This is a genomic window from uncultured Rhodoblastus sp. (assembly GCF_903903185.1).
GTDB lineage: Bacteria > Pseudomonadota > Alphaproteobacteria > Rhizobiales > Beijerinckiaceae > Rhodoblastus.
In genome coordinates this window covers 1-20,743 of sequence record NZ_CAIUXT010000127.1, presented here as the reverse complement: position 1 = coordinate 20,743, position 20,743 = coordinate 1, and the positions used below count along the sequence as shown (strand labels likewise).

Below are 20,743 nucleotides of genomic sequence, written 5' to 3'. Positions count from 1 at the left end.
CCCCGCCTTCCAGCTGGTCCTGCAACGCTTTCAGCTCCGCCGCGGTCGGTCCGCGCTGACCGGACAGCCCGAACGCGGTGCCGTGCGCCGGGTCGGAAATCAGCGGCATGATGTTGTGCAGGAAGGCGCCGCGCGATTTGACCGCCCGGTTGACCTCGACCAGATGCTGGTCGTTGACGCCGGGGATCATCACCGAATTGACCTTGCACAGAATACCGCGCTCGGTCAGCATTTCGAGACCGCGCAACTGGTGATCGGTCAGGATTTGCGACGCTTCGACGCCGGTGATGCGCTTGTGCTTATAGAAGATCCAGGGATAGATTTTCGCGCCGACTTCCGGATCGACCATGTTGATGGTGATGGTGACGTGATCGACGTTGAAGCTGGCGATCGTGTCCACATGTTCGGGCAGGGCCAGACCATTGGTGGACAGGCACAATTTGATGTCCGGCGCGGTCTTCGAAATCAGTTCGAAGGTCTTGAAGGTCTTGGCCGGGTTGGCGAGCGGATCGCCGGGGCCGGCGATGCCGAGCACGGTCATCTGCGGAATGGTCGAGGCGACCGCGAGGACCTTTTTCGCCGCCTGCTCCGGGGTGAGCTTTTCGCTGACCACGCCCGGACGCGATTCATTGGCGCAATCATATTTGCGATTGCAGTAATTGCACTGGATGTTGCAGGCTGGCGCCACCGCGACATGCATGCGCGCATAATGGTGATGGGCTTCTTCGCTGTAGCAGGGATGGTTCTTGACCTTGTCCCAGATCTCGGGCGGCATGTCTTCCGGCCCGTCGCTGGAGCCGCAGCTCGGCTTGCTCGCGCCACCCGACGTGCCGCACCCCTTGTGTTCGGCGACCTGCTGCATCACCGCTTCGAGATCGACGCCGGAACCCTTGGCGTCGGAGTCATTTTGGGCCGCTGAATCCATGTCCGATCCTCGCATTTTCCACTGGAGCTATAAACTGAATGAAAGGGTAGCAACGCATATGCCACATTCGAGATTTTTATAATTATCTCTATTTCTCAACAACTTAAGTCGCTTGTCGAAGTCGCCGTGTCGGCTTGTGCACAGGATTTGCGGCGATTATCGACCTGTTGCAAAACCGACAAGGCGTCGATGGCGCGCCTGAAACCCGAAGCTTGGAAATAAAAGGGAGCCGCGAGCGGCTCCCTTCGATCCCTGGAGTCGATTGCGATTCGGTTGAATCGTAATCGACTCTCGATTCCTTTGTTTTCGCAATGTTTTCGCGAAAAACCAGCGTCCACTTTTTCGCCCATTGCTCTAGCGACCAGAGCGGGCAAAAAGCTCAGCCCTTGATGAGGATTTCACAGGCGCGTTCCAGCGGCACCGCCAGCGGAACGATGCTTTCGGTGGCGAAAAAGCGGCGCTCGTTCAGTGACAGTTTTTCCGGCTCGACCAGCGCATAATGCGGCGTCGCCGAGCGCTTGGAGATCTGGCGCGCATAGGTGCGCAGCATCTGGTCGTGGAAGCGGCAGCCGATGTAAAGGAAGCTGCGCTCGGTGCGCAGATTGGCGACCGCTTCGGGGATCGGCGACTGGATGTCGATCTCGGTCAGCACCTCGACATAGTCGGCGTCGGAAATCAGGAAGTTTTTCGCCGGAATCACGCCGCCATGCGGCTTGTAGAGGATGGTCGTCCAGGCCTCGGCCGCCGGCTTGTCCACTTCGGCGCCGGAAGCGTCGTAGAAGCGATACCAAAGGCTTTCGCCGATGCCGGCGCGGGTGATGCCCTGGATCTCGCCCCAGTCGGAACGTTTGGCGAAGGCGAGGCGGGCGGCGCCGTCATACCAGGTGTCGACGATCAGCGGCAGCGGCAACGACGCCAGGTAATCGTGCAGCGGCGTCGGCTGGACCGGCGACGCGAAGGCTTCGTTCATCAGATTGGTCACGGTGGAGCGATGACGCTGGCCCTCGATATATTGCGCGGAGGCCCAGACATTTCCCCGGGCGCGACGCGGCAGCGCCACCTTGGTCCCGAAAAAATCGGCGAGGGCTTCCGGCGTCATGGGAACCGCCGGGGCGGAGATTTGCGCCAGCGCCGGCCCAAGATAGGGAATGATCGAGCCGCCGCGCAATTTCCGCGCGAGATCGGCGAGGACGCTTTCCGCCTCGGCGGGTTTCAGGAAATCCTGGTCCAGGATGGGAGCGTTCATGCTTACTCCTCTTCGCTGCGCTTGCGCGCTTCGACGGTGATCGGCAACCTGGTGTCGGCGGCCAGTTCCGGCAATTCCAGCACCCAGCCATTGGCGATCTTGATCCAGCCGCCCCAAAGGGTCGCGAATTCGCTTTCGACGATCGGCTCCTCCAGATCCTTTTTCGGCACGTAAATGCAGAGACCGGTTTCGGGAGAGCGACGGATCATGATTTTCATTGATTTATTTCTTTCGCTGACGCCGCGTTTCAATTGTTCCGCCGACGCAAGAAGTCGGCTGGCGTTTGGCCGACGAAGCAACGTCGGCTTGTTTTCGATCGTATCGCACAGGCGCCAACAGGGACTCCCGGCGCCGGCTCGTTCGTCGGCGCAGGCTTTGTCGGGACAGGCAGTCGGACATAACCGGCGCCTGCTCACCCCAAAGCGGCAGGCGTCTCATGATTTAATATCAAGCCTTCACGCAGGTTCCCGGCACCGGGCAGACTTCGTCGCACCGGGGGCGATCGGAATGGCCTTCGCATTCGGTGCATAATTTGGGGTTGATCACAAACGTGTCGCCCTTCATGGAAATCGCCGCGTTCGGACATTCAAACTCGCAAAGGCTGCAACCCGTGCAGGACGAAGCGATGATCTTGTAGGCCATCGTAAATCTCCTCAATTCAGCTCAGTCGTATCAACTCAGTCGTGTTTTCGCGGACCGGCCCGCCCGCGCTCGACCACCCCAATCAGTGAGCAAGGCCCGTGCCAGCGGCGAAGGCGGCGCTTTTATCCAGTCGCCGCACGCCCTTTGCAGGTTTCGCAACCGGGCGCGTTTGAATCGCGACAAAGCCGGGAGTTTTATGGCTTTTCAGAATTTCTTGATCGGGATGCGATGCTTGCCGAGCGCATAGGCGATCTGGCGCGGCGTGATGTTCAACAGCCGCGCCGCCTTGGCCTGCACCCAGCCGGCTTTTTCCATCGCGCCGATCAATCGATCGCGTTCCGGGACGCCGAAACGGGCGCTCTCCTGCATCGATCCGCCGCGCAGGCGGGCGCGCCGCGCGGGGGAACCGAAATCCGGCCCCGGCGCCGAAGGAGTCAGCGCGGCGGCGCCCGGCGCCGCGCCCTCGCCGGCAAGGTCGTCGAGACGGACCAGCGGCCGGGGCGCGGAACCGGTGTCCCGCCATAGCGACGAGGACAGGCAGGCGTCTGCGGCGCAGGCGAAATCCGACTCGACGATTCCATCCTCCCGCGCCAGGGTCGCGGTGCGGCGCACACAATTTTCAAGTTCGCGGACATTGCCGGGGAAATTGCAGGCCTGCAGCAGCCGCAACGCATTGGCCGTCAGCTTTTTTCGCGTGCCGTTTTCCTCGTTGAAACGACGCATGAATTCCTGCGCCAGCAACGTCACGTCTTCCGGGCGCTCGCGCAGCGGCGGCAGCAGGATCGAGACGACATTGATGCGGTAATAGAGATCGGCGCGGAACCGGCCGCGCTCGACCGCCGCTTCGAGATTCTTGTTGGTGGCGAAGACGAAGCGCACATCGACCTTGACCGTCTCCGATCCGCCGACGCGCTCGAATTCGCCCTCTTGCAGCGCCCGCAGCAACCTGGTCTGGAAGGAAGGCGAAATCTCGCCGATTTCGTCGAGAAACAGCGTGCCCTTGTCGGCCAGTTCGAAACGCCCCTTGCGCAGGCCGAGCGCCCCGGTGAACGACCCTTTCTCATGGCCGAACAACTCGGATTCGAGCGTGGTTTCCGGCAGCGCCGCGCAGTTCAGGCGGATGAAAGGCCCGTCCTTGCGCGGCGACAGGTCATGGGTGGCGCGCGCGAAAAGCTCCTTGCCGGCGCCCGATTCGCCGCGCAGCAGCACGGTCGTATGGGTGCGGGCGACGACGTTGATCTGGTTGAACACCTCGCGGATCGCCCGGCTCGCGCCGACAATGCCGATCAACGCCTGTTCGCCGCGCAGCGCCGGCTGGCGCGGCGGCTCCTTTTCCAGCCGCCGCTGTTCGTCCATCAGTCTTTCACGGTCGCGCGCGACGAGGTCGTAAAGGTGAAGGGTCTGCCCCACCATATTGGCGATCATGGTCAGGAAACGCGCGTCTTCCTCGACGCCCGCTCCGCCGGCGCCGTCGTGCAGGCGGTCGACGATCAGCGTTCCGATGACCTGGCCGCGATCCTGGATCGGGACGCCGATGAAGCCAAGAACCTTGCTCTTGCCGTTGCTTCCGCCCATGCCTGCGTCGGCCTGCGACCAGCCGGCGAACAGGGAGTCGCGCGCGACATCCTCGACGATGACCGGCGTCCTGCCGGCGACGATGCGGCCGACGACTTTTTCGGGCAGGTTGGCGAAATGATCCCTCGCCTCGCCGTCGCGCCAGCCGAGGCCGACCGCCAATTTCGCCGTCCCGTCGTTGTCGAACAGCGCAACGAGGCCGCGCCGCAGGTCGAAAAAACCCGCCAGCACGCTCAGGACATGGGACAGCACCCGATCAAGACGCCCAGGCGCCGCGAGAATTTTCGAGATTTCGTAAATGCCGAGTAGTTCGATTTCCGCGCGACTCGACGGTTTTCCGCGGTGCGCTGCGAAATTCGGCACGCGGTCCGGTCCCTCTGCGCCGCGCGAGGCGGACTCGTGGTCGAGGCCGGAATTTCCGTCCAGGCTGAACGCGCCGTCAAAACCGGACTTGCCTCCAAAGCTGGACTTGCCATCAAAACTGGCCATGACGCGCCTCCCCGACGAAGGAAACGCGAAAGCAACAGGCGAAAGTGCGGTCGCAGTTCATGCTCGTCTCCAACGCCGAAACACCATCGGCCCCAAAAACCCGCGCCAGTCGCTTCGCCTGAAAAGTCAGACGATCTTCAGCGAATCCAGCGCCACGAAATTGCTTTGCGGTTCTTCCTTGGGCGCGACGGCCTCCTTGTGGACCTTGAACAACCGCTCCTGAATCGGCGAGGAGGCGATGAAATCCTGATAGGCCTGTTCGAGATGCGACCGGCACAGAGTCTTGATTTCCGCGTCGCTCAAGCCCTCGAAAGCGCCGTCGATCTCGCTACCCTTGAGATATTGCCCCATGCGCCGCAGGATATGCAGCCGCGACACCTGAACGACCGCCGGATCGAAGTCGAGGTCGAGATAAGTGAAGAAATCTTCCGCCGAGGAGAGATGTCCGAGATCCTGCAACACGCTCATGTTTCGAGCCTTTCCGTTCCTGTTCCGGTTTTGCGCGTTTTTTCGCGCGACCCGGCTTTCGCTTCGTCTGAAGAGGCGGCCGGCTCACGCGAAGGGGCTTTGGCGTCGGTCGCGGGCTTTCGGGCGCGGCGCTGCATGTGATTGAGCCGCGCTTCGAGAAAATCGACGCGATCGAGCAAGATGCTCAAGACTTCGCCCACCGGATCGGCGATGAGATGGTGATCGAGATTGATCCGCCCGCCAGCCTGCCCGCGCCGCACCGGTTCGCGCACGATCCGCGCGGGGATTCCGACCGCCGTAACCCCCGGCGGCACATCCTCGACGACGACCGAATTGGCGCCGATCCGCGCGCCCGCGCCGACCTTGATCGGCCCGAGGATTTTGGCGCCCGCCCCGACCAGCACGCCGCTTTCGATGGTCGGATGGCGCTTGCCGGGCGACCAGGAGACGCCGCCGAGCGTCACGCCATGATAAAGCGTCACGAGATCGCCGACCTCCGCCGTCTCGCCGATGACCACGCCCGCGCCGTGGTCGATAAAAAAGCCGCGTCCGATGGTGGCGCCGGGATGAATGTCGACATTGGTCGCCAGCCGGGCGAACCAAGACAGAAAGCGCGCCGGAAACTTGAAGCCGCGCCGCCACAGCCGATGGGCCAGCCGGTGCCAGACGATCGCATGAACGCCCGGATAGGTCAGCAAAATCTCGAGGACATGGCGCGCGGCGGGATCGCGCGCCTTGACGCAGGCGACGTCCTCGCGCCAAAGGCTCCACAGACCCGGAGCCGCCGCCATGCCCTTGCATTTCTGTTCCATCGAAGCTGCGAGCGCCGGCATGCAAAGCCCTCTCGAAAACCCCTTAATTGCGGCCCTTGAATCCCATCGGAACCGGGATCACGCGGACAAATTCCCCAAGCCTTTCGATCATGCGAGCCTGGATGCCCTCCAGCGTGGCGCTCGCCAGTTTGCAGAACACGCAGGCGCCCGTCAGCTTGACGTTGATCTTGTTGCCGTCGATCGAGACCAGCTCGCAATCGCCGCCATCGCGCTTCAGATTGGGGCGGATTTCCTCGATCACCTCGCGGACCCGCAGCGCCCGCTGCTGGTCCGCGGAGAGGTCGGGTTTTTCCTGCACGATGTCGGTTTTTTCTTGAACGATTTCAGTCTGCATGATCGATGCCTCTTGCTTGCTCGGCATGAATTCAGCCAAAACTCTTGCCGCAGGAGCAGCTGTGAGTGGCGTTGGGATTGTCGAACGTGAAACCCGCGCCCTCGATGGCGACGACGAAATCGATGACCACGCCGGCGAGCAATTCGCGCGAGGCGGGCTCGACAAACACCTTGACGCCGTCGCGTTCGACCAGTTCGTCGTCGGCTTCAGCCTTCTTCACGAGGCCCATCAGATATTTGTTGCCGGCGCAGCCGCCCGTCTCGACTTTCAGGCGCAGGCCCTCGACAGGCTCGGACGCCCCCTTGATGGCGTTGCGGACCGCGTTGAGCGCGCTGTCGGTGAGATGAATCATGGCCGGTCTCCAGATCGGAAGAAGCTTTTCGCCTAACAGGTTAGCAAAAGCCGCGCCAGCCCCCCCTCGCGCAGGCCCCCTTTGATTTCAATAGGTTTTTTGGGCCTTTGGCGTCGCGCTTGTCGGTATCGCGACAATGCCGCCTTTTCAGGAGGCAGCCATTTCCGCGCGGTCGGGGTCGCGCCGCTCCAGGCCGCGAAAAACAGCGCAACGTTTGAACACGTCGAGGTCGGGCGGCGTGTCGCGATGGCGACAATATTTCGCCACCAGCTTGGCGAGGCCCTTGATGTCGCGACCGCTGGTCTGGGGATAAATCTCGACCAGCGTCTCGATCAGGCTGTCATCGAGAGCGAGCCCGAACTGGCCGCACATGACGCCCCAGATGCGTTTGCGCGCCTCGGCGTCGGGGGCGTGGAAGCGGATCAGCGCGATGCAGCGCGAGACGATGGCCTCGTCGATGTCGTCGATTCGATTGGTGGTGAGGAACAACAGGCCATTGAAATATTCCAGCACGCGCAAAAACACGCCGACCACGGCGTTCATCGTCATGTCGTCCTGGCGCTTCTTGATATAGACGTCGGCCTCGTCGATCAGCATGACCGCGCCCCAGCGCTGGGCGCGCAGCAGCGCCTCCTTGAGCGCCGTCTCCATCGCCGCGACATTGAGCCCCAATTGTCCGGAATGGACGCGATAGAGCGGGCGGCGGACGATTTCGGCGTAGACCTCCGCCGTCAGGGTCTTGCCGACGCCGGGCGGGCCGGCGCAGAGCACCGTGGTGCCGCCGGATTTTCCCGCGACGATATCGTCCATCAGCACGTCCATCTCGGCGGTGAGAATGTCGATCAGATCGGTCTGCTCTTCCGGCAGCACCAGTTTCTGCTTTAGGTCGGGCTGGTAGAGATAGGGTTCGACGTCCTCGACATGGGTCCAGACATAATGGTGCAGGTCGAGATGAAACATCAGGATGAAGGGATGGACCGGAATCTGGCGAAACAGCCCCTTGCCGATGGCTTCGTTCTGCGCCGCGACCTCGTCTTCTTCGGCGTAAAGATTGCTTTTGGCCGCCTTGCGCAGATAGTTGCCCAGAATGTCGCCGGGCGCCTCCAGCGTCAGCGCGCGGTTGCTCAACAGGCTTTCGTCATTGACCAGCCGCGCCGGATTGCCGCCCGACGACAGGATCACCGCGTCCTTGCGCGTCCAGTCGTTGCTGCGGTGCGAGGAGGCGGGGTCCTCGGCAAAAAAGCCCAGCCCCTGCCCGGAAAACTGCGCCCCGTAGCGCGCCCGCCAGTCGAAATAGTTTTTGGCGTTGGCGTCATAGGCGGCGATCAGCTCCGGGGTCTCGCGCAAAAAGCCCTTGGCGGCGAAAATTTCCGCCACCGTCTTGCCGACAATGTCGGCGGCGGCGATGCGCATCTGCACGCTGGCCAGTTCGCCGCGCGAATTGGCCTTGAGCTCGACGAAAATCTTGCCGGTCTCGTCGTTGGACGGCGCCGTGTAGTCGAGCCGCCCGACCACATAGGGCAAGGGCCTGCCGCCGATGTTCATCGAGAACAGCCAGCCGCGCTGCGCGTCCTCGATGAGCCAGCCGACGACGGCCGGCAACACGGATTCGAGATCGGCATCTTCAAACCGCGTTCCGTTTGCGTCAAAGGCGCGTCGCAAGGTCGCCAATTGCGCGCGATGATTCTGCATCGGCGGCCCGGCGGCGCCGTAGAGATCCTGCAGCCGGTCGACCTGCGGCCCGGTCAGGTCGTGGAAGGCCACCTCGACCTTGTCGCCGAACATCAATTGCGCCTTGAGCGGCTCAAGCTCCGGAAAAGCGTCCGCCAGAGCCTCGACATAGGGGCGCGCGATGTGCAGCTTCATGCTCATGCCGGCATCCTTGCAGGACCGGAAGTTCCCGGCCTTTTTTAAAAATTTGACCAACGCGACAAGCATTGTTCGCGCCAGCACAGGCGTGGCGCGAATAGCGGCAGATCATTTGCATAGGGGGAGACGGCGCGATGGCGCGCGACGAATTTGTAGACTCAAAGACCAAGAACCCCAAGACAAGAATCTGGAGAATGACCATGACTTCGATCGAGACGACCGCCTTTGCCGCCCTGGACAAGGAAGGCCGCCTGCTCAACGCGGTTTTCAAGGGACCGACCGGCAAGCCGGGCTATTATGGTTTTCGCGGCGATATAGCGCTGAAATTCCAGCCCAAGATGGCCGATGAGGCGCGCCCGCCGGAATTCAAGCTCGAACAGATCGTCGCCGTAGCCAAGGAAGGCACGGGCAAGATCGAGAAGCTCGCCGGCTATCTCCACGACTTCGCGCATTTCGAGGAATTCAAAAAAATCGTGCTGCCGCTGCTGAGCCCGGACGGCGTCTATTTCCTGTTCGTCAATAATGTCGATCTGCTGGCCAAATATACGATTTCGGTCGATGGCGTGACGTTTACCGTGCTGGCCTGCGACGAGACCACGGTCTGGAAGGAGCTCAGCGAATATGCCGGGCTCGACAAGAACGATTTCAAGAAGCTCGACGGCGGCGGCAAGGTCCAGCTCGTCCTCGAAAAGGCGGCCGAAGCCAAGGAAACCTATGAGGTCTTGTCGATCGAAGACGCGCTGTCGCGGGCCGAGCCGGTCAAGAACCGCAACGCCAACCGCCCGGTCTGACGCCGGACGGTTTTTTCGCATTTTCCCGAAAAACTGAAGTCTCCGTGAGTCGGGCGCCTCTCTTGACCTGAAAAATCCGGGACTGAAATGTCCGGGATTTTTTGGGTCGGGCGACTCTTTGGGGTCCAGCTCAGGCCCGATTCTCTTCGGGCGGCAAGTCCTCGTCCTCTTCGACCAGGGTCACGCCGGTCACGCAAATATCGCCGTCGATGACCGCGAGGGCGACCGGCGTCAGACTGTCGCCCTTGCAGGGTCCGTCGGAACAGCGGCCGGTGCCGATTTCGAACAAGGCGCCATGCTTGCCGCACATCAGCCGCAAGCCATTGGGATCGAGAAACTGCTCGCGCTCCCAATCGAGATTGCTGCCGTGATGCGGGCAGCGGTTGCGATAGCCGAACACCTGGTGGCCCCAGCGCACCACCACGATCGGAAAAGGTTCGGGCGCGCCATTCTCTCCCACCACGGCCAGTTGGAAACCCGCCGCCTTGCGGCTCGGAATGTCGGTCAGGGCGCAGATCACATAGGCGGCTTCGGACATTTTTGCGTTCTCGCTTTCTGGCTTGCGGAATTGGATATCGGGTCGCGCATGGGCGCGTCCCTCCTCATGACGCGGCGCCGACGGGATTTTCGGCCTTGGCGAGCAGCAGGCGATTGGCGGCGAGCGAGAACTCGGTCCAGGCGGCGGCGAGATCGCGGAAAATCGCCTGCTGATATTCCCGCGCCAGACGATGTTCATCGGGAAAATTCGACAAGGCGCAGGAGGTCGCGTTGAAGGCGACGACATCGGCGTTGAACTGGCGCAGAAAATCGCCAAAAGGCTTTTGCGCCAGCGGCGTCAGCGCGCAACGCCCCTGCTCGACCGCGACGCCGCCAAGTTCGAAGGGCAAGGCTTCGAGCCTTTTCAGCGCTTGCGCAAAAATATGTTCCGCCGTCGCCAGCATGGCCATCTGCGTCACTTGCGTCTTGTGCTGCGCCGCCAGAAGGGCGTTGAGGCGACGGCGATAATCGTCGAACGCCGCGTCGTTCTGGCCGGCGACCCAGGCGGTGAATTTTCGCAGGCTGGCGGCGTTGACATCCTCGCCGGGGACCTTTTGTCCCGCCGTCGCGTCAACCCCGGCGTCGTCCTGCGTGTCGCGCAAAAATTCGCGCGAAATGCGCCGCGCCGCCTCCAGCGCGCCCTCCATATAACCGGCCTGCCGCGCCGCCGTCTCCGAGCCGCCAAGATACAGCTTGCCCGCCCAAAGCGCGCGGCGCAACATCGGATGGGCGGCGCTGTTGTGTTCCTCGCGACCATTTTCGCGATCGCGGGCGCTACAGGTCTCGATCTCGGTCGCCCAATCCTGGAAATGGCTTTCCCGCGCCACGAGATCGCCGCCAAACACCTGTTCGAGCTGGCTTTGCATCAACAGCGGCAGGCCGACCTCGAAGGATTGGCGCAATTGCGGGCCGAGGGCGAGAAAGCCGCCGAGCGCGCCCTGCCGCCCGTCGGCGTCGCAGGCGTCGAAAATCTCGTCGAACACCGCCTGGTCATGGCTGACGAAGGCGTTGCCCGATTGTCCCGTCTCGCGCCAGACCGGACGGTCATAGGTGGCGACGGCCTTGGCCATCGACGCCATCCAGGTCGGCGCTTCGCGCATCGCCTGCCGCGTCGACTCCTCCAGCGCCGGCTCGAAGGCAATCCGCTCCTCGACGAGACGCGGCGGCAGCGCCAGCACGACCCGCCGCGCCCTCGCGACCAGCGGCTTGCCGTCCTGAAGGAAATGCAGCACGACATGGTCGCCGCCGTCGCTCAGGCGCTCGAGGACCGCGCCAAGGTGAATTCGCCCCGCCGGCAAGGGGCGCGCCAGCGCGTCGATGACTTGTTGCGCGCCGCCGGCGATTTTGCGCGCGCCGCCATGGACGCCGCCCGATACTTCGATTTTCTCGGGCTTCTTGTCGGCCTCGGCAAGGCGCAGGGCCGCGCCCTCGTCATGCTGCGGATAGGAGGCCAGCCCGAGTTCCGCCAGCAGGCCGTCAATCAGCGGCTGGTTGTCCGGCCAGAACCACGAGGCGCCAAGATCGATCGCCAGCCCCGAGGTCTTGCAATCGACGGTCAGGATGCGCCCGCCCAGACGCTGGCGCGCGTCATATAATTCGAAATCCGCGCCATGACGGCGCAGTTGCGCCGCTAGCGCCAGCCCGCACAGGCCGCCCCCGACAATCGCCGTTTCAATCATCGTCGCTCTCCGACCGTCGCCCGGATCGTCCTTGCAAGAATCGCGCTTTTTTTTCGGCGCCCGCGCCATATCGACGTTGCGCTGCAAAGAGCCGGCGACTGGCACAGAATTTGATGCAGAGCGTGACAGAGCAAAATTTCAGGAGTTGGGTATGAATGTCGCTTCCGCTTTTTCCAGTCTGACCAAGGATGAAATCAAGGCGCTGCTCGATGGCGGAACCTTGACATTCTATTCGGTGGCCCGCCCGATCAACGCCAACCTTCCGGTCGACCGCAGCGTCGTTCTCGTCGCCTTCACCTTCGCCACGCCGGCTTTCGGCGCGGAAGACGGCGAATTCGAGACGCCGTCCTTCGTCGCCAATCCGGTCAAGGCCACCCATGTCGGCACGCCGGGCTTCGCCCGCGCCACCAAGGCCGATGGAACCGTCGTGGCCGATTTCTCCGCCGGTCCCGGCGCGCGCGAGATCAAATTCAGCGAGGTCTCCTGCTCGCCCGGCGATCCGGTGAAGATCACATCGTTCAAGATTCTCGCCGACGGCGACTGGCCGGAGCGTCCCGATTACTACAATGCGCATCCGCGCGACGGCTATTCTTTGCCTCAGGTTCCCTGATCGAACCGACAAATTTCCGGGCGGCGGCGCGCGCCGCCGTCCGTTTTGCAGGAGGATGAGGAAAAATGGACTCCACTCTGGTTAAAACCACCCAGGACGGGCGCAAGCTGGAAGTCGTCGGCCCGGCGATCCTGCTCGGCGGCAAGCTGGAAGACATCGAACTGACCGCAGTGAAGGACCACCCCAATCGCGCGGCGATTCTGATGATCATGCCGGAAGCGGCCTTCATGGCCGGCCGCGTGGCGCTGACCGCGGAAGAGGCGAAGATCGCCCAGGCGGCGCTCGACGCGGGGCAGAAGGCCTATTATTCCAACCCCGCCGCCGCCCACGAACGATTCCGCCTTGCCGCCAATCGCCGGGAGGCGGAATTGGGGATCGAGTAGGGGCTTCTCACACGTCCGTCATTGCGAGCAAAGCTGGATTGCTTCGCTTTGCTCGCAATGATACGTCTAGACGTAAGCGTGGCTATTGACGGCGTTTCGCTCTGCCCACAAACAGGGGCAAGGTCTTCGAGATCGGATCAGCCTGCCGTAATGGCTTCCGTCCGCTCTTCGCGATACGTGTGCGACAATTGCGCGACGCCCTCCTCGGAGCCGAAACAGGCGGCGAAATCGTCGCAATCCGAACAGACCGGCGCCGGGCACAGCACAAAGCCTTCCGAGCCGCAGACCAGCCGGTAAAGGAATTTCTTCCATTTCATGTCGCCGGAATTGCGCGTCTTGAGGCGCGGAAAATGCCTTTGCATCAATCGAGAAAGCTCAGCCCGCTCGCGCAGCCCGAGATCCTGCCACAAATGGCGCGGCTCCTGACAGCGCCGGGCGATCATCCGCGACAAGGGCCGCACGAATTCGAGCCGGCCCGAGGCGTACATCAGCAAAATATCGACGATGGACTGTTCTTCCGGGCCCGGCGCGGGCGCGAGCGCCCCCGCCATTTCCGCCAGCGCGACGGCGGCGCCGGGAAACCATTCCGCCGCGAAAGCGCGAAGCGTCGCCGCGTCGAGGCCCGAAGTCGCGGCGAGCGACAGGCCCTCCTCCTCCGCCTGGGCGACGGCCACGGCCATAACGCTGGCGCAGACATGCAGATCGAAGCCGTCGCCGGTCGAGCGCCGCGAGGCGCCCATCAGCCAGCGATAGGCCCGGTCGGCGGTCATTCGGCGGCCAAAGCCTGAGGGCCATGCGTCTGGCAATTAGCCGGGCAAACGCGGGCGCAGGCGCCGCAGCCGATACAGGCGCCGATCTCGGCCATCACCATGACCTTCTTTTCGATCTCGTCGTCATCGTCGTCATCGAGATCGACTACGTCGCCGTCTTCGTTAATGCCCTTGAGCGTCATCACTTCGCGGCCGCAGACCTTGTAGCAGCGGCCGCAGCCGATACATTTGCCGGCGTCGATGTCGAGCAGATATTCGGGCTGCCATTCGCGGCCGTCGCGCGCATTCGCCATGTCCGTCGCCTTTCGTTCAGGCCGCTTCCGCGGATTTGAGTTGTTCGCGTTTGGCTTCGAGTTCGGCGAAAGCGGCATGGGCCTTTTGCGCCACGTCTAGAATCGTGTTCCAGCCGAGCGGCAATTCTTCCGACAGGTCATGCAGGTTCATCTTGGCCTGCATGGCGCGCGCCGAAAGTTTCTTTATTTCGGCCTTCAATGTATCCACGTCGCTCATTTTAGCCTCTTCTTTCGTTCCAAACGCTTCGCGCTCGGATTCCCTCGCATCAGCTCGGCGTCGCGTTCGCTCCTAGGCCGGCTGCCCGCCGGCGTTTTTCGTTCCGAACGCTTCGCGCTCGGATTCCCTCGCATCAGCTCGGCGTCGCAGTCGCTCCTAGGCCGGCTGCCCGCCGACGTTTTTCGTTCCGAACGCTTCGCGTTCGGAGTCCCTCGCATCAGATCGGCGTCGCAGTCGCTCCTAGGCCGGCTGCCGCCGGCGTTTGATGCTTGCAGGCGGTTTGGTCGGCCTCAGTAATTCGCCGCTTCCGGGAATTTCTCGATCATTTCGACGCCCTGCTGGACGAATTTCTCGCCCTCCTGTCCGAGCTTGGCGAAAGTCTCGAAACCGAAGCGATGGACGTCGCGCAATTGCTTGTTGACGACGATCAGCCGGCCGCCGATCAGCACGATGCGGCCAAACCCTTCATGGCTCATCTTCATCATCGGCGTGACCATGATCTTGGTGACGCGCTCGATCGACAGGGCGACGGCGTTGTAGAACAGCTCCAGCCGCCACAAAGTGTCCGGATCGGGGTCGGCGATGATCGGCAGGGACTTCCGCTGTTCCTTGGTGACGATATATTCGCCAATGACCTGGGCGTCGGACTTGCCGTCCCAATGTCCATGCGAATCCTGCGCCCGCCAGACCTTGACGAGTTCCTTCAGGAATTCGGATCCGGCGATGACGGCGGCGTCGTCGGGAACGGTCGCTTCAACTGCTTCGGTCATCAGTCTCAATCCTCGTAATTGAAAACGCGTTCCTTGCCCTTGCCCATGGCCTTGCGCAGGAAGGGCGGCGGGTTGCCTTTAAGCACGGCCTGCAATTTGTCGAGCAGGTCCTCGATCGCTTCCGGCTGGGCCACTTTCATCGGGTGAACATTCTGCGCCACGACGCGCGCCGCGCCCGAGCCGCCGATCGCCGCCACATAGAGGATGGCGCAATCCTTGACCGCCTCGATCTTGGGACCGAGCTTGTCCTCGTTGCCGTCTTCCTGAAGGTCGCCGTCGAAAGCGATCGCTTCAATGAAGCTGTGGCCATTCTCGTCCAGCTCGTAGATGGCGATGTTTTTCGCCCAGCCGAAATGCGCATCGACACGCTTCAAGTCCTGTGTAGCAAATGCGACTTTCATCGGCCTGCCCTCTCTCAACTCTTTTCAATGCCTTTGCACCGTTGCAATCGCGGCGCCAGAATCGTTGGCCCATTCCCGCCGCGAATCGTAAAAGCTGTCGGGCGCGACCTGATGGTTGTCCTCGCGGTGGGCGATCAGCAGATTGGCGACCGCAAAGATCAATTCGCGCCCGCCGCGATAGCCGACCGATAATTTATGGCCGGCGCCGAGCCGGTCGAACATCGGAATCCCCAGGCGATGGAACGGAATTTTCAGCCGCTCCGCCGCCTGGCGGCCGTGGGAATGGGTCACCAGCAGGTCGCAGCCTTTTCCCCGCGCCTGCGTCTCCAGATCCTCCAGATCGCCGATCAGCACTTCTTCGGTAGCCAGATTTTCCAGCACCGGCGAGTGCGTCGTCGTCACCGCCGCCTCGATATGCGCGCCCATTTCATGCAGGAACGAGCCGACGTCATAGAGCAGGTCCGGCTCGGCGCCGATCGCCAGTTTGCGGCCGCCAAGATGGAAATGGCCGTCGAGCATGGCGTCGATGAGTTGCCCGCGCTGGCGGCGGTATTTCAGCGGCGCGGGACGTCCGGAGATCTCGCTCAGAAAGGCGATGAAGGCGTCGTTGGGGCCGAGGCCGCACAGCCTCTCGAACAGGCGGAACGGCACGCCGGCCTTGTTCTCCAGCGCAACCGCGGCGGCGCGCATCTGTTCGCCAATGGCGATGGTCCAGCCGGCATGGCCCATCGCCGCCACTTCATTGACGCCGACGCCGCCAATCGTGGTCGGCGTGAAATCGACGGGAATATGGCCGTCTAGCGAGCCGCCGAGATCGGGCAGGAAGGTCGGCTCGAGCCCGAAATCCTCGATAATGGTGCGCAATTCCTCGATGTCGCCCGGGGTCAGGTGGCTGCCCGGCAGGACATTGACCAGGGTCGGGTCGCGCCGCGCGGGATTGACCGGACCCTTGACCAGTTCCTCGACCATGCGCGTCACCGCCTTTTCCCAGCCGTCCTGAAAGGCGTCCTTGAAATCCGGCGTCGAGACATAAACCATCGGGAAATCGGCGAGTTCGGGATGGTTCTGGCGGATCAGCCTTATATAGCCGTCGACATCGTCGCCCTTGGTCTCGGTGACGCCGGTCGAACAAATGCCGATGATTTCCGGCTTGGTGCGCTTGATGATGTTGAGCACCGCCTGTTCGACATTTTCATAGCCGCCGAGCACGGTGGCGACTTCGCTCATCGCTGTCGTCTGCAGCGGAATGGCTTCCTTGAAATGGCGCACGAAAAGCACAAGCGCGAAGGAGGTGCAACCCTGCGAGCCATGCAGCAGCGGCATGCAGCCGCGCAGGCCCATGAAGGCCAGCGCACCGCCGATCGGCTGGCTCATTTTGAGCGGATTGACGACGCAGGCCTTCTTGGCCGTGACGACTTTGGCCATGAGGTTACTCCGCCGCGATGGTTTGCGCGTCTGTCGGAAGTCCGACAATGTCGCTGGCCTCGAAAATCTCCTCGATCTTGATGGCGCAGGCGCCGCAGCCGGCCGCGGCATTGGTCTTTTCCTTGACGCCCTCGACCGTCGTCAGGCCGAACTCACGGATGGCGTCCTCGATGGCGCCGAGATCGACGTTCTTGCACAGGCATATTTTTTCGGCGCGGCGCGCGGCTTCCGCCCTGACCGGATCGGCGGCGATTTCCGCCTCTTCCTCGGCGATTTCAGCCAGCGCGCGGTCCTGCCAGCTGTCGCCGGGGCGGTCCCAGGGCGCGGGCTGGCGGACCTGTTCCCAGACCGGATTGTAGAGCGTCCGGTCGATTTCGGCCATCAGCTTGACCATGCCGACATAGCCCATATAGGCGTGATGGCGCTCCTGGTTGATGTCGAGCCAGGGCATGGTCGCCTTGAGGGCGACAAATTGCGAGCGGCCGCCCGACAGCATGATGTCGGCCCTTGCGTCCTTGAGCATCTTGTACATTTCGCGCGGCGTCATGTCCTCGATCATATGCGCGTCCTGGCCCATCAATTCCTTGATGCGCTCCTTGTCCTCGCGCGTCGATTTCTTGACGCTGGTGCCGGCCAACTCCAGCCCCGCCTCCTGCAGCGCCGCCACTACCGACCAGGACTTGACGCCGCCGGTGATCAGCAGGACCTTCTTGCCCTTGAAGCGCGGCTTGTAGGCGGCGATCGCCGCCCAGGCCCGCGCCTCCTCGCGCGCGATCACATTTTCGACGCGCTCCATCAATTCCTCGGGAGCGCCGCGCAAGATCAGGAGACGCGCGATCTCGCGCAAGGAATCGCTCGAGTCCTCGATGCCGTAGAACGAGCCCTCGAAGAACGGAATGCCATAGCGCTCTTCCATTTTCCGCGCGACATTGATCATCGCCTTGGAGCAGACCATCATCGAGGCGCGGGCGCGATGGGCGGAGGCCACCTCGTTGTAGCGGCCGTCGCCGGAAATGCAGGACAGGATGCGGATACCGAGTTCGTCGAGCAAGGGCTTGACCTGCCATAATTCGCCGGAAAGGTTGAATTCGCCGATGATGTTGATGTCGTAGGGCGTGGTGTATTCCGGCTCGACCGTGCCGATGACGTGATCGAGCAGCGCCTCGCCGGCGAGCTTGTTGCCGAGGTTTTTCGGACCGACGAAGCCCGGCGCATTGACCGGAATCACCGGTTTGTTGAATTTCGCCGAGGCCGCCTTGCACACCGCGACGATGTCGTCGCCGATCATCGCCGGCACGCAGGTCTGATAGACGAAAATCGCTGGCGGATCGTATTTCTCGATGATTTCCTTGCAGGCCTTGAACAGCCGTTTCTCGCCGCCGAAAATCACGTCGGTCTCGTTGATGTCGGTGGTGAAGCTGGTGCGCCACAGCGACGAACCCGACGACGCCGCGCCGCGATTGTCCCAGCTGTTGCCCTCGCAGGCGATGGGTCCATGGACGAGATGGGCGACGTCGGTGAAGGGCTGGAGCGCGATCTTGGCCCCATCGAAGGCGCAGCCGCCGGCGGCGCCGCCCGGCTGCAATTGTTTTGTGCAGCCCTTCTTCTTCTCGGCTTCCGACTTGGTCGCGTTCTTGGCGCAGGAGGGCTCGTTGAACACGTCCTTGATCGTCGCCGAAAGAGAGGTCATGCGTCGCTCCTGCGAAAGGTCGTCCGCGGCATTTGCAGCCCGTTTGGCGCTGGATGAGCAATTTTGGCGCCGCCGTTTGCAGGCGCTGCGGGGGCGGAAAGGGCCGCCGCCCGCCATGAAAAAAAGTCCGGAGAGGCTTTCGCCTTTCCGGACTTTGTTGCATTGCAGCGCCAGAAGATTGTCGGTTTGCCTACAAACCGACAATCGGTTTTTTTAGGCGATCAGCGAATGATGTCGAAGCTGTAGTCGGTCTTCGACGGGATATTGGTGGTCGCGTCGATCGTATCGAAGATCTTGTCGAGGATCTGGACCAGCACGTTCAGGCCGCCCTGATAGCCCCACACCGGATAGCGGTGCTTGTGGTGGCGATCGAAGATCGGGAAGCCGATGCGGATCAGCGGCGTGCCGGTGTCGCGCTCGAGATACTTGCCGTAGGTGTTGCCGATCAGGAAGTCGACCGGCTCCGTGAACAGCAGCGACCGCATGTGCCACAGATCCTTCTGCGGATAGACCTTGCAGTTCTTGCCGAAGGGCGAGCTGTCGAACAGGGCCTGCATCTTCTTTTCCCAGGTCTTGCTGCCGTTGGTGGCAAGGACCGTGGTCGGCTCGGCGCCGAGTTCGAGCAGGAACTCCGCGAGGCCGTAGCAGAGATCCGGATCGCCGTAGATCGCGAATTTCTTGCCATGGATATGGGCGCTCGAGTCGGCGATCGCATCGACCAGGCGGCCGCGCTCCTTGGCCAGTTCTTCGGGAATTTCCACGCCCGTGAGCCGCGAGATGGTCATCAGGAAGTTATCGGTGGCCTTGACCGAGACCGGATGGTTGAAGGCGACGACTTCCTGGCCGTGGTCCTTGATCAGCGGCAGCGTCTTTTCGGTGCAATATTCCTGCATCGAAATGGTCGCCTTGGCGTGAATGGCGTTGGCCGCCTGCTCGAGCGTGGTGCCGCCGTCATACATGCGGAATTCGCCATCGGTCGGGGTGTCCCACACATCGCTCTGGTCGCCCAGAATGGTGTAGTCGATGCCGAACAGACCGAAGATGCGCTTGATTTCGCGCAGGTTGCCGACGACGTAGCCATCGAAGCCGCCGAGGAAGTTGATCGAGTTGTTCGGCACGCGCTCAAGCTTCTCGACCGTGCCGGCCTTGCCGTCCCAGAAGTGCGAGATCACGCCCTTCATGGCGTTGTCGTAGCCGGTGATGTGGCTGCCGACGAAGGCCGGGGTATGGGCGAAGGTGACGTTGAAATCTTCCGGGACCGAGCCCTTTTCCTTCGAGGTCTTGATGAAGGCGTTCAAGTCGTCGCCGATCACTTCCGCCATGCAGGTGGTGGAGACGGCGATCATCTCCGGCTTGTACATGTTGTAGGTGTTGGCGAGGCCGTCGATCATGTTGTTGAGACCGCCGAACACAGCGGCGTCTTCGGTCATCGAGGAGGAGACGCAGGAGGTCGGCTCCTTGAAATGCCGCGAGAAATGCGACCGGTAATAAGCGACGCAGCCCTGCGAACCATGGACGAAGGGAATGGTCTTTTCAAAACCGACGGCGACGAATACCGCGCCGAGCGGCTGGCAGGCCTTGGCCGGGTTGATGGTCAAAGCTTCGCGCTTGAAGTTCAGTTCCTGGTATTCCGGAGTCTTGACCCATTCGCGGATGCGCTCGACTTCGGCCGGGTCACGCTGGTTTTCGAACATCTTTCTCTTGTTCGCCAGCATTTCCTGGTATTCGGGACCGCGGAACAGGTCGAAATGATCAAGCACATGATCGGCGTTCTGAGTCATGATGTAGCCCTCTCTTGTCGGTAATTCGCGGCTGGCGCCCGCCCGTTCGAACGGGCGCCGGCCGCGCGCGGTCTCATTCGGCCGCGGCGAGTTTCAGATCCTTGTCTTTTTTCCACGGCGCCTTGGCCATTTTCCAGACCGGCGCATTGATCGCCATGTCCATGTCGCGCGCGAAGATCGCGAAGCCGTCATAGCCATGGTAGGGACCGGAATAGTCCCAGCTGTGCATCTGGCGGAAAGGCACGCCCATCTTCTGGAAGACGTATTTTTCCTTGATGCCGGAGCCGACCAGATCGGGCTGGACCTTTTCCACGAATTTTTCGAATTCGTAGCCGGTCACGTCGTCATAGATCAGCGTGCCATCCTTGACGTAGTGCTGGGCCGTGCGCTGGTAGTCGTCGTTATGGGCGAATTCATAGCCCGTGCCGACCACTTCCATGCCGAGGTCTTCGTAGGCGCCGATGACGTGGCGCGGACGCAGGCCGCCGACGTAGAGCATGACCGTCTTGCCTTCCAGACGCGGACGGAACTTGGCGATGACCGCGTCCATCAGGGGCTGGTACTTGGCGATGACGCGCTCGGCGCCTTCCTTGATGCTGTCGTCGAAATAGCTGGCGATCTTGCGCAGCGATTCCTGGATCTTGGACGGGCCGAAGAAGTTAT

General features: G+C 62.3%; 24 protein-coding genes. 3 read left to right on the top strand and 21 right to left on the bottom strand.

The window, feature by feature from the left end; all coding sequences use genetic code 11:
* The 10 genes from nifB to QZY01_RS11720 all read right to left on the bottom strand — a co-directional run.
* Positions 1-925 (bottom strand): nitrogenase cofactor biosynthesis protein NifB (nifB, locus tag QZY01_RS11765; RefSeq protein ID WP_294537381.1); only part of this gene is annotated, 925 nt, incomplete at its 3' end.
* Between the two features lie 379 nt (positions 926-1,304).
* On the bottom strand, positions 1,305-2,171 hold the full coding sequence (locus QZY01_RS11760; protein WP_294537379.1) for an SIR2 family protein: 867 nt from the start codon (positions 2,169-2,171) through the stop codon (positions 1,305-1,307).
* Between the two features lie 2 nt (positions 2,172-2,173).
* Positions 2,174-2,389 (bottom strand): putative nitrogen fixation protein NifT, encoded by a 216-nt coding sequence (gene nifT / locus QZY01_RS11755; protein WP_294537377.1) that lies wholly within the window; start codon positions 2,387-2,389, stop codon positions 2,174-2,176.
* A gap of 229 nt (positions 2,390-2,618) precedes the next feature.
* On the bottom strand, positions 2,619-2,813 hold the full coding sequence (locus tag QZY01_RS11750) for a 4Fe-4S binding protein (RefSeq protein ID WP_294537375.1): 195 nt from the start codon (positions 2,811-2,813) through the stop codon (positions 2,619-2,621).
* 204 nt (positions 2,814-3,017) lie between these two features.
* A complete protein-coding gene (gene nifA / locus QZY01_RS11745; RefSeq protein WP_294537373.1) occupies positions 3,018-4,877 on the bottom strand; it encodes a nif-specific transcriptional activator NifA in 1,860 nt (619 codons plus the stop codon).
* A gap of 126 nt (positions 4,878-5,003) precedes the next feature.
* Positions 5,004-5,345, bottom strand: a complete 342-nt coding sequence (nifW, locus tag QZY01_RS11740; RefSeq protein ID WP_294537371.1) for a nitrogenase stabilizing/protective protein NifW — start codon at positions 5,343-5,345, stop codon at positions 5,004-5,006.
* The gene (cysE, locus tag QZY01_RS11735; RefSeq protein WP_294537369.1) at positions 5,342-6,178 is read right to left on the bottom strand and encodes a serine O-acetyltransferase; all 837 of its coding nucleotides are present in this window, start codon (positions 6,176-6,178) and stop codon (positions 5,342-5,344) included. The genes nifW and cysE overlap by 4 nt, the downstream gene beginning before the upstream one ends.
* A 22-nt stretch (positions 6,179-6,200) precedes the next feature.
* The gene (locus tag QZY01_RS11730) at positions 6,201-6,539 is read right to left on the bottom strand and encodes a NifU family protein (RefSeq protein ID WP_342394897.1); all 339 of its coding nucleotides are present in this window, start codon (positions 6,537-6,539) and stop codon (positions 6,201-6,203) included.
* Positions 6,540-6,543: 4 nt separating this feature from the next.
* The gene (locus QZY01_RS11725) at positions 6,544-6,864 is read right to left on the bottom strand and encodes an iron-sulfur cluster assembly accessory protein (protein WP_294537367.1); all 321 of its coding nucleotides are present in this window, start codon (positions 6,862-6,864) and stop codon (positions 6,544-6,546) included.
* Positions 6,865-7,011: 147 nt separating this feature from the next.
* Positions 7,012-8,730 carry an ATP-binding protein gene (locus QZY01_RS11720; protein WP_294537383.1) on the bottom strand — a complete coding sequence of 573 codons (1,719 nt, stop codon included), beginning with the start codon at positions 8,728-8,730 and terminating at the stop codon, positions 7,012-7,014.
* A gap of 203 nt (positions 8,731-8,933) precedes the next feature.
* Between QZY01_RS11720 and QZY01_RS11715 the strand changes: the two genes are divergently transcribed.
* The gene (locus tag QZY01_RS11715) at positions 8,934-9,524 is read left to right on the top strand and encodes a hypothetical protein (RefSeq protein WP_294537365.1); all 591 of its coding nucleotides are present in this window, start codon (positions 8,934-8,936) and stop codon (positions 9,522-9,524) included.
* 130 nt (positions 9,525-9,654) lie between these two features.
* On the opposite strand, the gene QZY01_RS11710 is transcribed toward QZY01_RS11715, so the two are convergent.
* Both QZY01_RS11710 and QZY01_RS11705 read right to left on the bottom strand, forming a co-directional pair.
* Positions 9,655-10,062 (bottom strand): Rieske 2Fe-2S domain-containing protein, encoded by a 408-nt coding sequence (locus QZY01_RS11710; protein ID WP_294537363.1) that lies wholly within the window; start codon positions 10,060-10,062, stop codon positions 9,655-9,657.
* Positions 10,063-10,126: 64 nt separating this feature from the next.
* Positions 10,127-11,740 (bottom strand): FAD-dependent oxidoreductase, encoded by a 1,614-nt coding sequence (locus QZY01_RS11705; RefSeq protein ID WP_294537361.1) that lies wholly within the window; start codon positions 11,738-11,740, stop codon positions 10,127-10,129.
* Positions 11,741-11,891: 151 nt separating this feature from the next.
* On the opposite strand from QZY01_RS11705, the gene QZY01_RS11700 reads away from it, so the two are divergent.
* Both QZY01_RS11700 and QZY01_RS11695 read left to right on the top strand, forming a co-directional pair.
* The gene (locus QZY01_RS11700; protein ID WP_294537358.1) at positions 11,892-12,350 is read left to right on the top strand and encodes a hypothetical protein; all 459 of its coding nucleotides are present in this window, start codon (positions 11,892-11,894) and stop codon (positions 12,348-12,350) included.
* Between the two features lie 65 nt (positions 12,351-12,415).
* Positions 12,416-12,733, top strand: a complete 318-nt coding sequence (locus tag QZY01_RS11695; protein ID WP_294537355.1) for a hypothetical protein — start codon at positions 12,416-12,418, stop codon at positions 12,731-12,733.
* A 137-nt stretch (positions 12,734-12,870) separates the two neighbouring features.
* On the opposite strand, the gene QZY01_RS11690 is transcribed toward QZY01_RS11695, so the two are convergent.
* From QZY01_RS11690 to QZY01_RS11650, 9 genes are all read right to left on the bottom strand, one after another.
* Positions 12,871-13,503: a nitrogen fixation protein NifQ gene (locus QZY01_RS11690; protein ID WP_294537353.1), complete on the bottom strand. Its 633-nt coding sequence runs from the start codon at positions 13,501-13,503 to the stop codon at positions 12,871-12,873.
* The gene (gene fdxB, locus QZY01_RS11685; RefSeq protein ID WP_294537351.1) at positions 13,500-13,796 is read right to left on the bottom strand and encodes a ferredoxin III, nif-specific; all 297 of its coding nucleotides are present in this window, start codon (positions 13,794-13,796) and stop codon (positions 13,500-13,502) included. The genes QZY01_RS11690 and fdxB overlap by 4 nt, the downstream gene beginning before the upstream one ends.
* 16 nt (positions 13,797-13,812) lie before the next feature.
* Complete coding sequence (locus QZY01_RS11680) at positions 13,813-14,013, bottom strand: CCE_0567 family metalloprotein (RefSeq protein WP_294537349.1); 201 nt, start codon at positions 14,011-14,013, stop codon at positions 13,813-13,815.
* Between the two features lie 290 nt (positions 14,014-14,303).
* On the bottom strand, positions 14,304-14,783 hold the full coding sequence (locus tag QZY01_RS11675; protein ID WP_294537347.1) for a NifX-associated nitrogen fixation protein: 480 nt from the start codon (positions 14,781-14,783) through the stop codon (positions 14,304-14,306).
* 5 nt (positions 14,784-14,788) lie between these two features.
* Positions 14,789-15,184, bottom strand: a complete 396-nt coding sequence (nifX, locus tag QZY01_RS11670) for a nitrogen fixation protein NifX (protein WP_294537345.1) — start codon at positions 15,182-15,184, stop codon at positions 14,789-14,791.
* A gap of 24 nt (positions 15,185-15,208) precedes the next feature.
* Positions 15,209-16,609 (bottom strand): nitrogenase iron-molybdenum cofactor biosynthesis protein NifN, encoded by a 1,401-nt coding sequence (gene nifN / locus QZY01_RS11665; protein ID WP_294537343.1) that lies wholly within the window; start codon positions 16,607-16,609, stop codon positions 15,209-15,211.
* Positions 16,610-16,613: 4 nt separating this feature from the next.
* Positions 16,614-18,299, bottom strand: coding sequence for a nitrogenase iron-molybdenum cofactor biosynthesis protein NifE (nifE, locus tag QZY01_RS11660; protein ID WP_294537340.1), 1,686 nt, complete (start codon positions 18,297-18,299; stop codon positions 16,614-16,616).
* A gap of 221 nt (positions 18,300-18,520) precedes the next feature.
* Complete coding sequence (gene nifK / locus QZY01_RS11655) at positions 18,521-20,080, bottom strand: nitrogenase molybdenum-iron protein subunit beta (protein ID WP_294537338.1); 1,560 nt, start codon at positions 20,078-20,080, stop codon at positions 18,521-18,523.
* Between the two features lie 73 nt (positions 20,081-20,153).
* Positions 20,154-20,743, bottom strand: a 590-nt coding sequence (locus QZY01_RS11650; RefSeq protein WP_294537336.1) for a nitrogenase component 1, incomplete at its 5' end; no start/stop codon positions are given.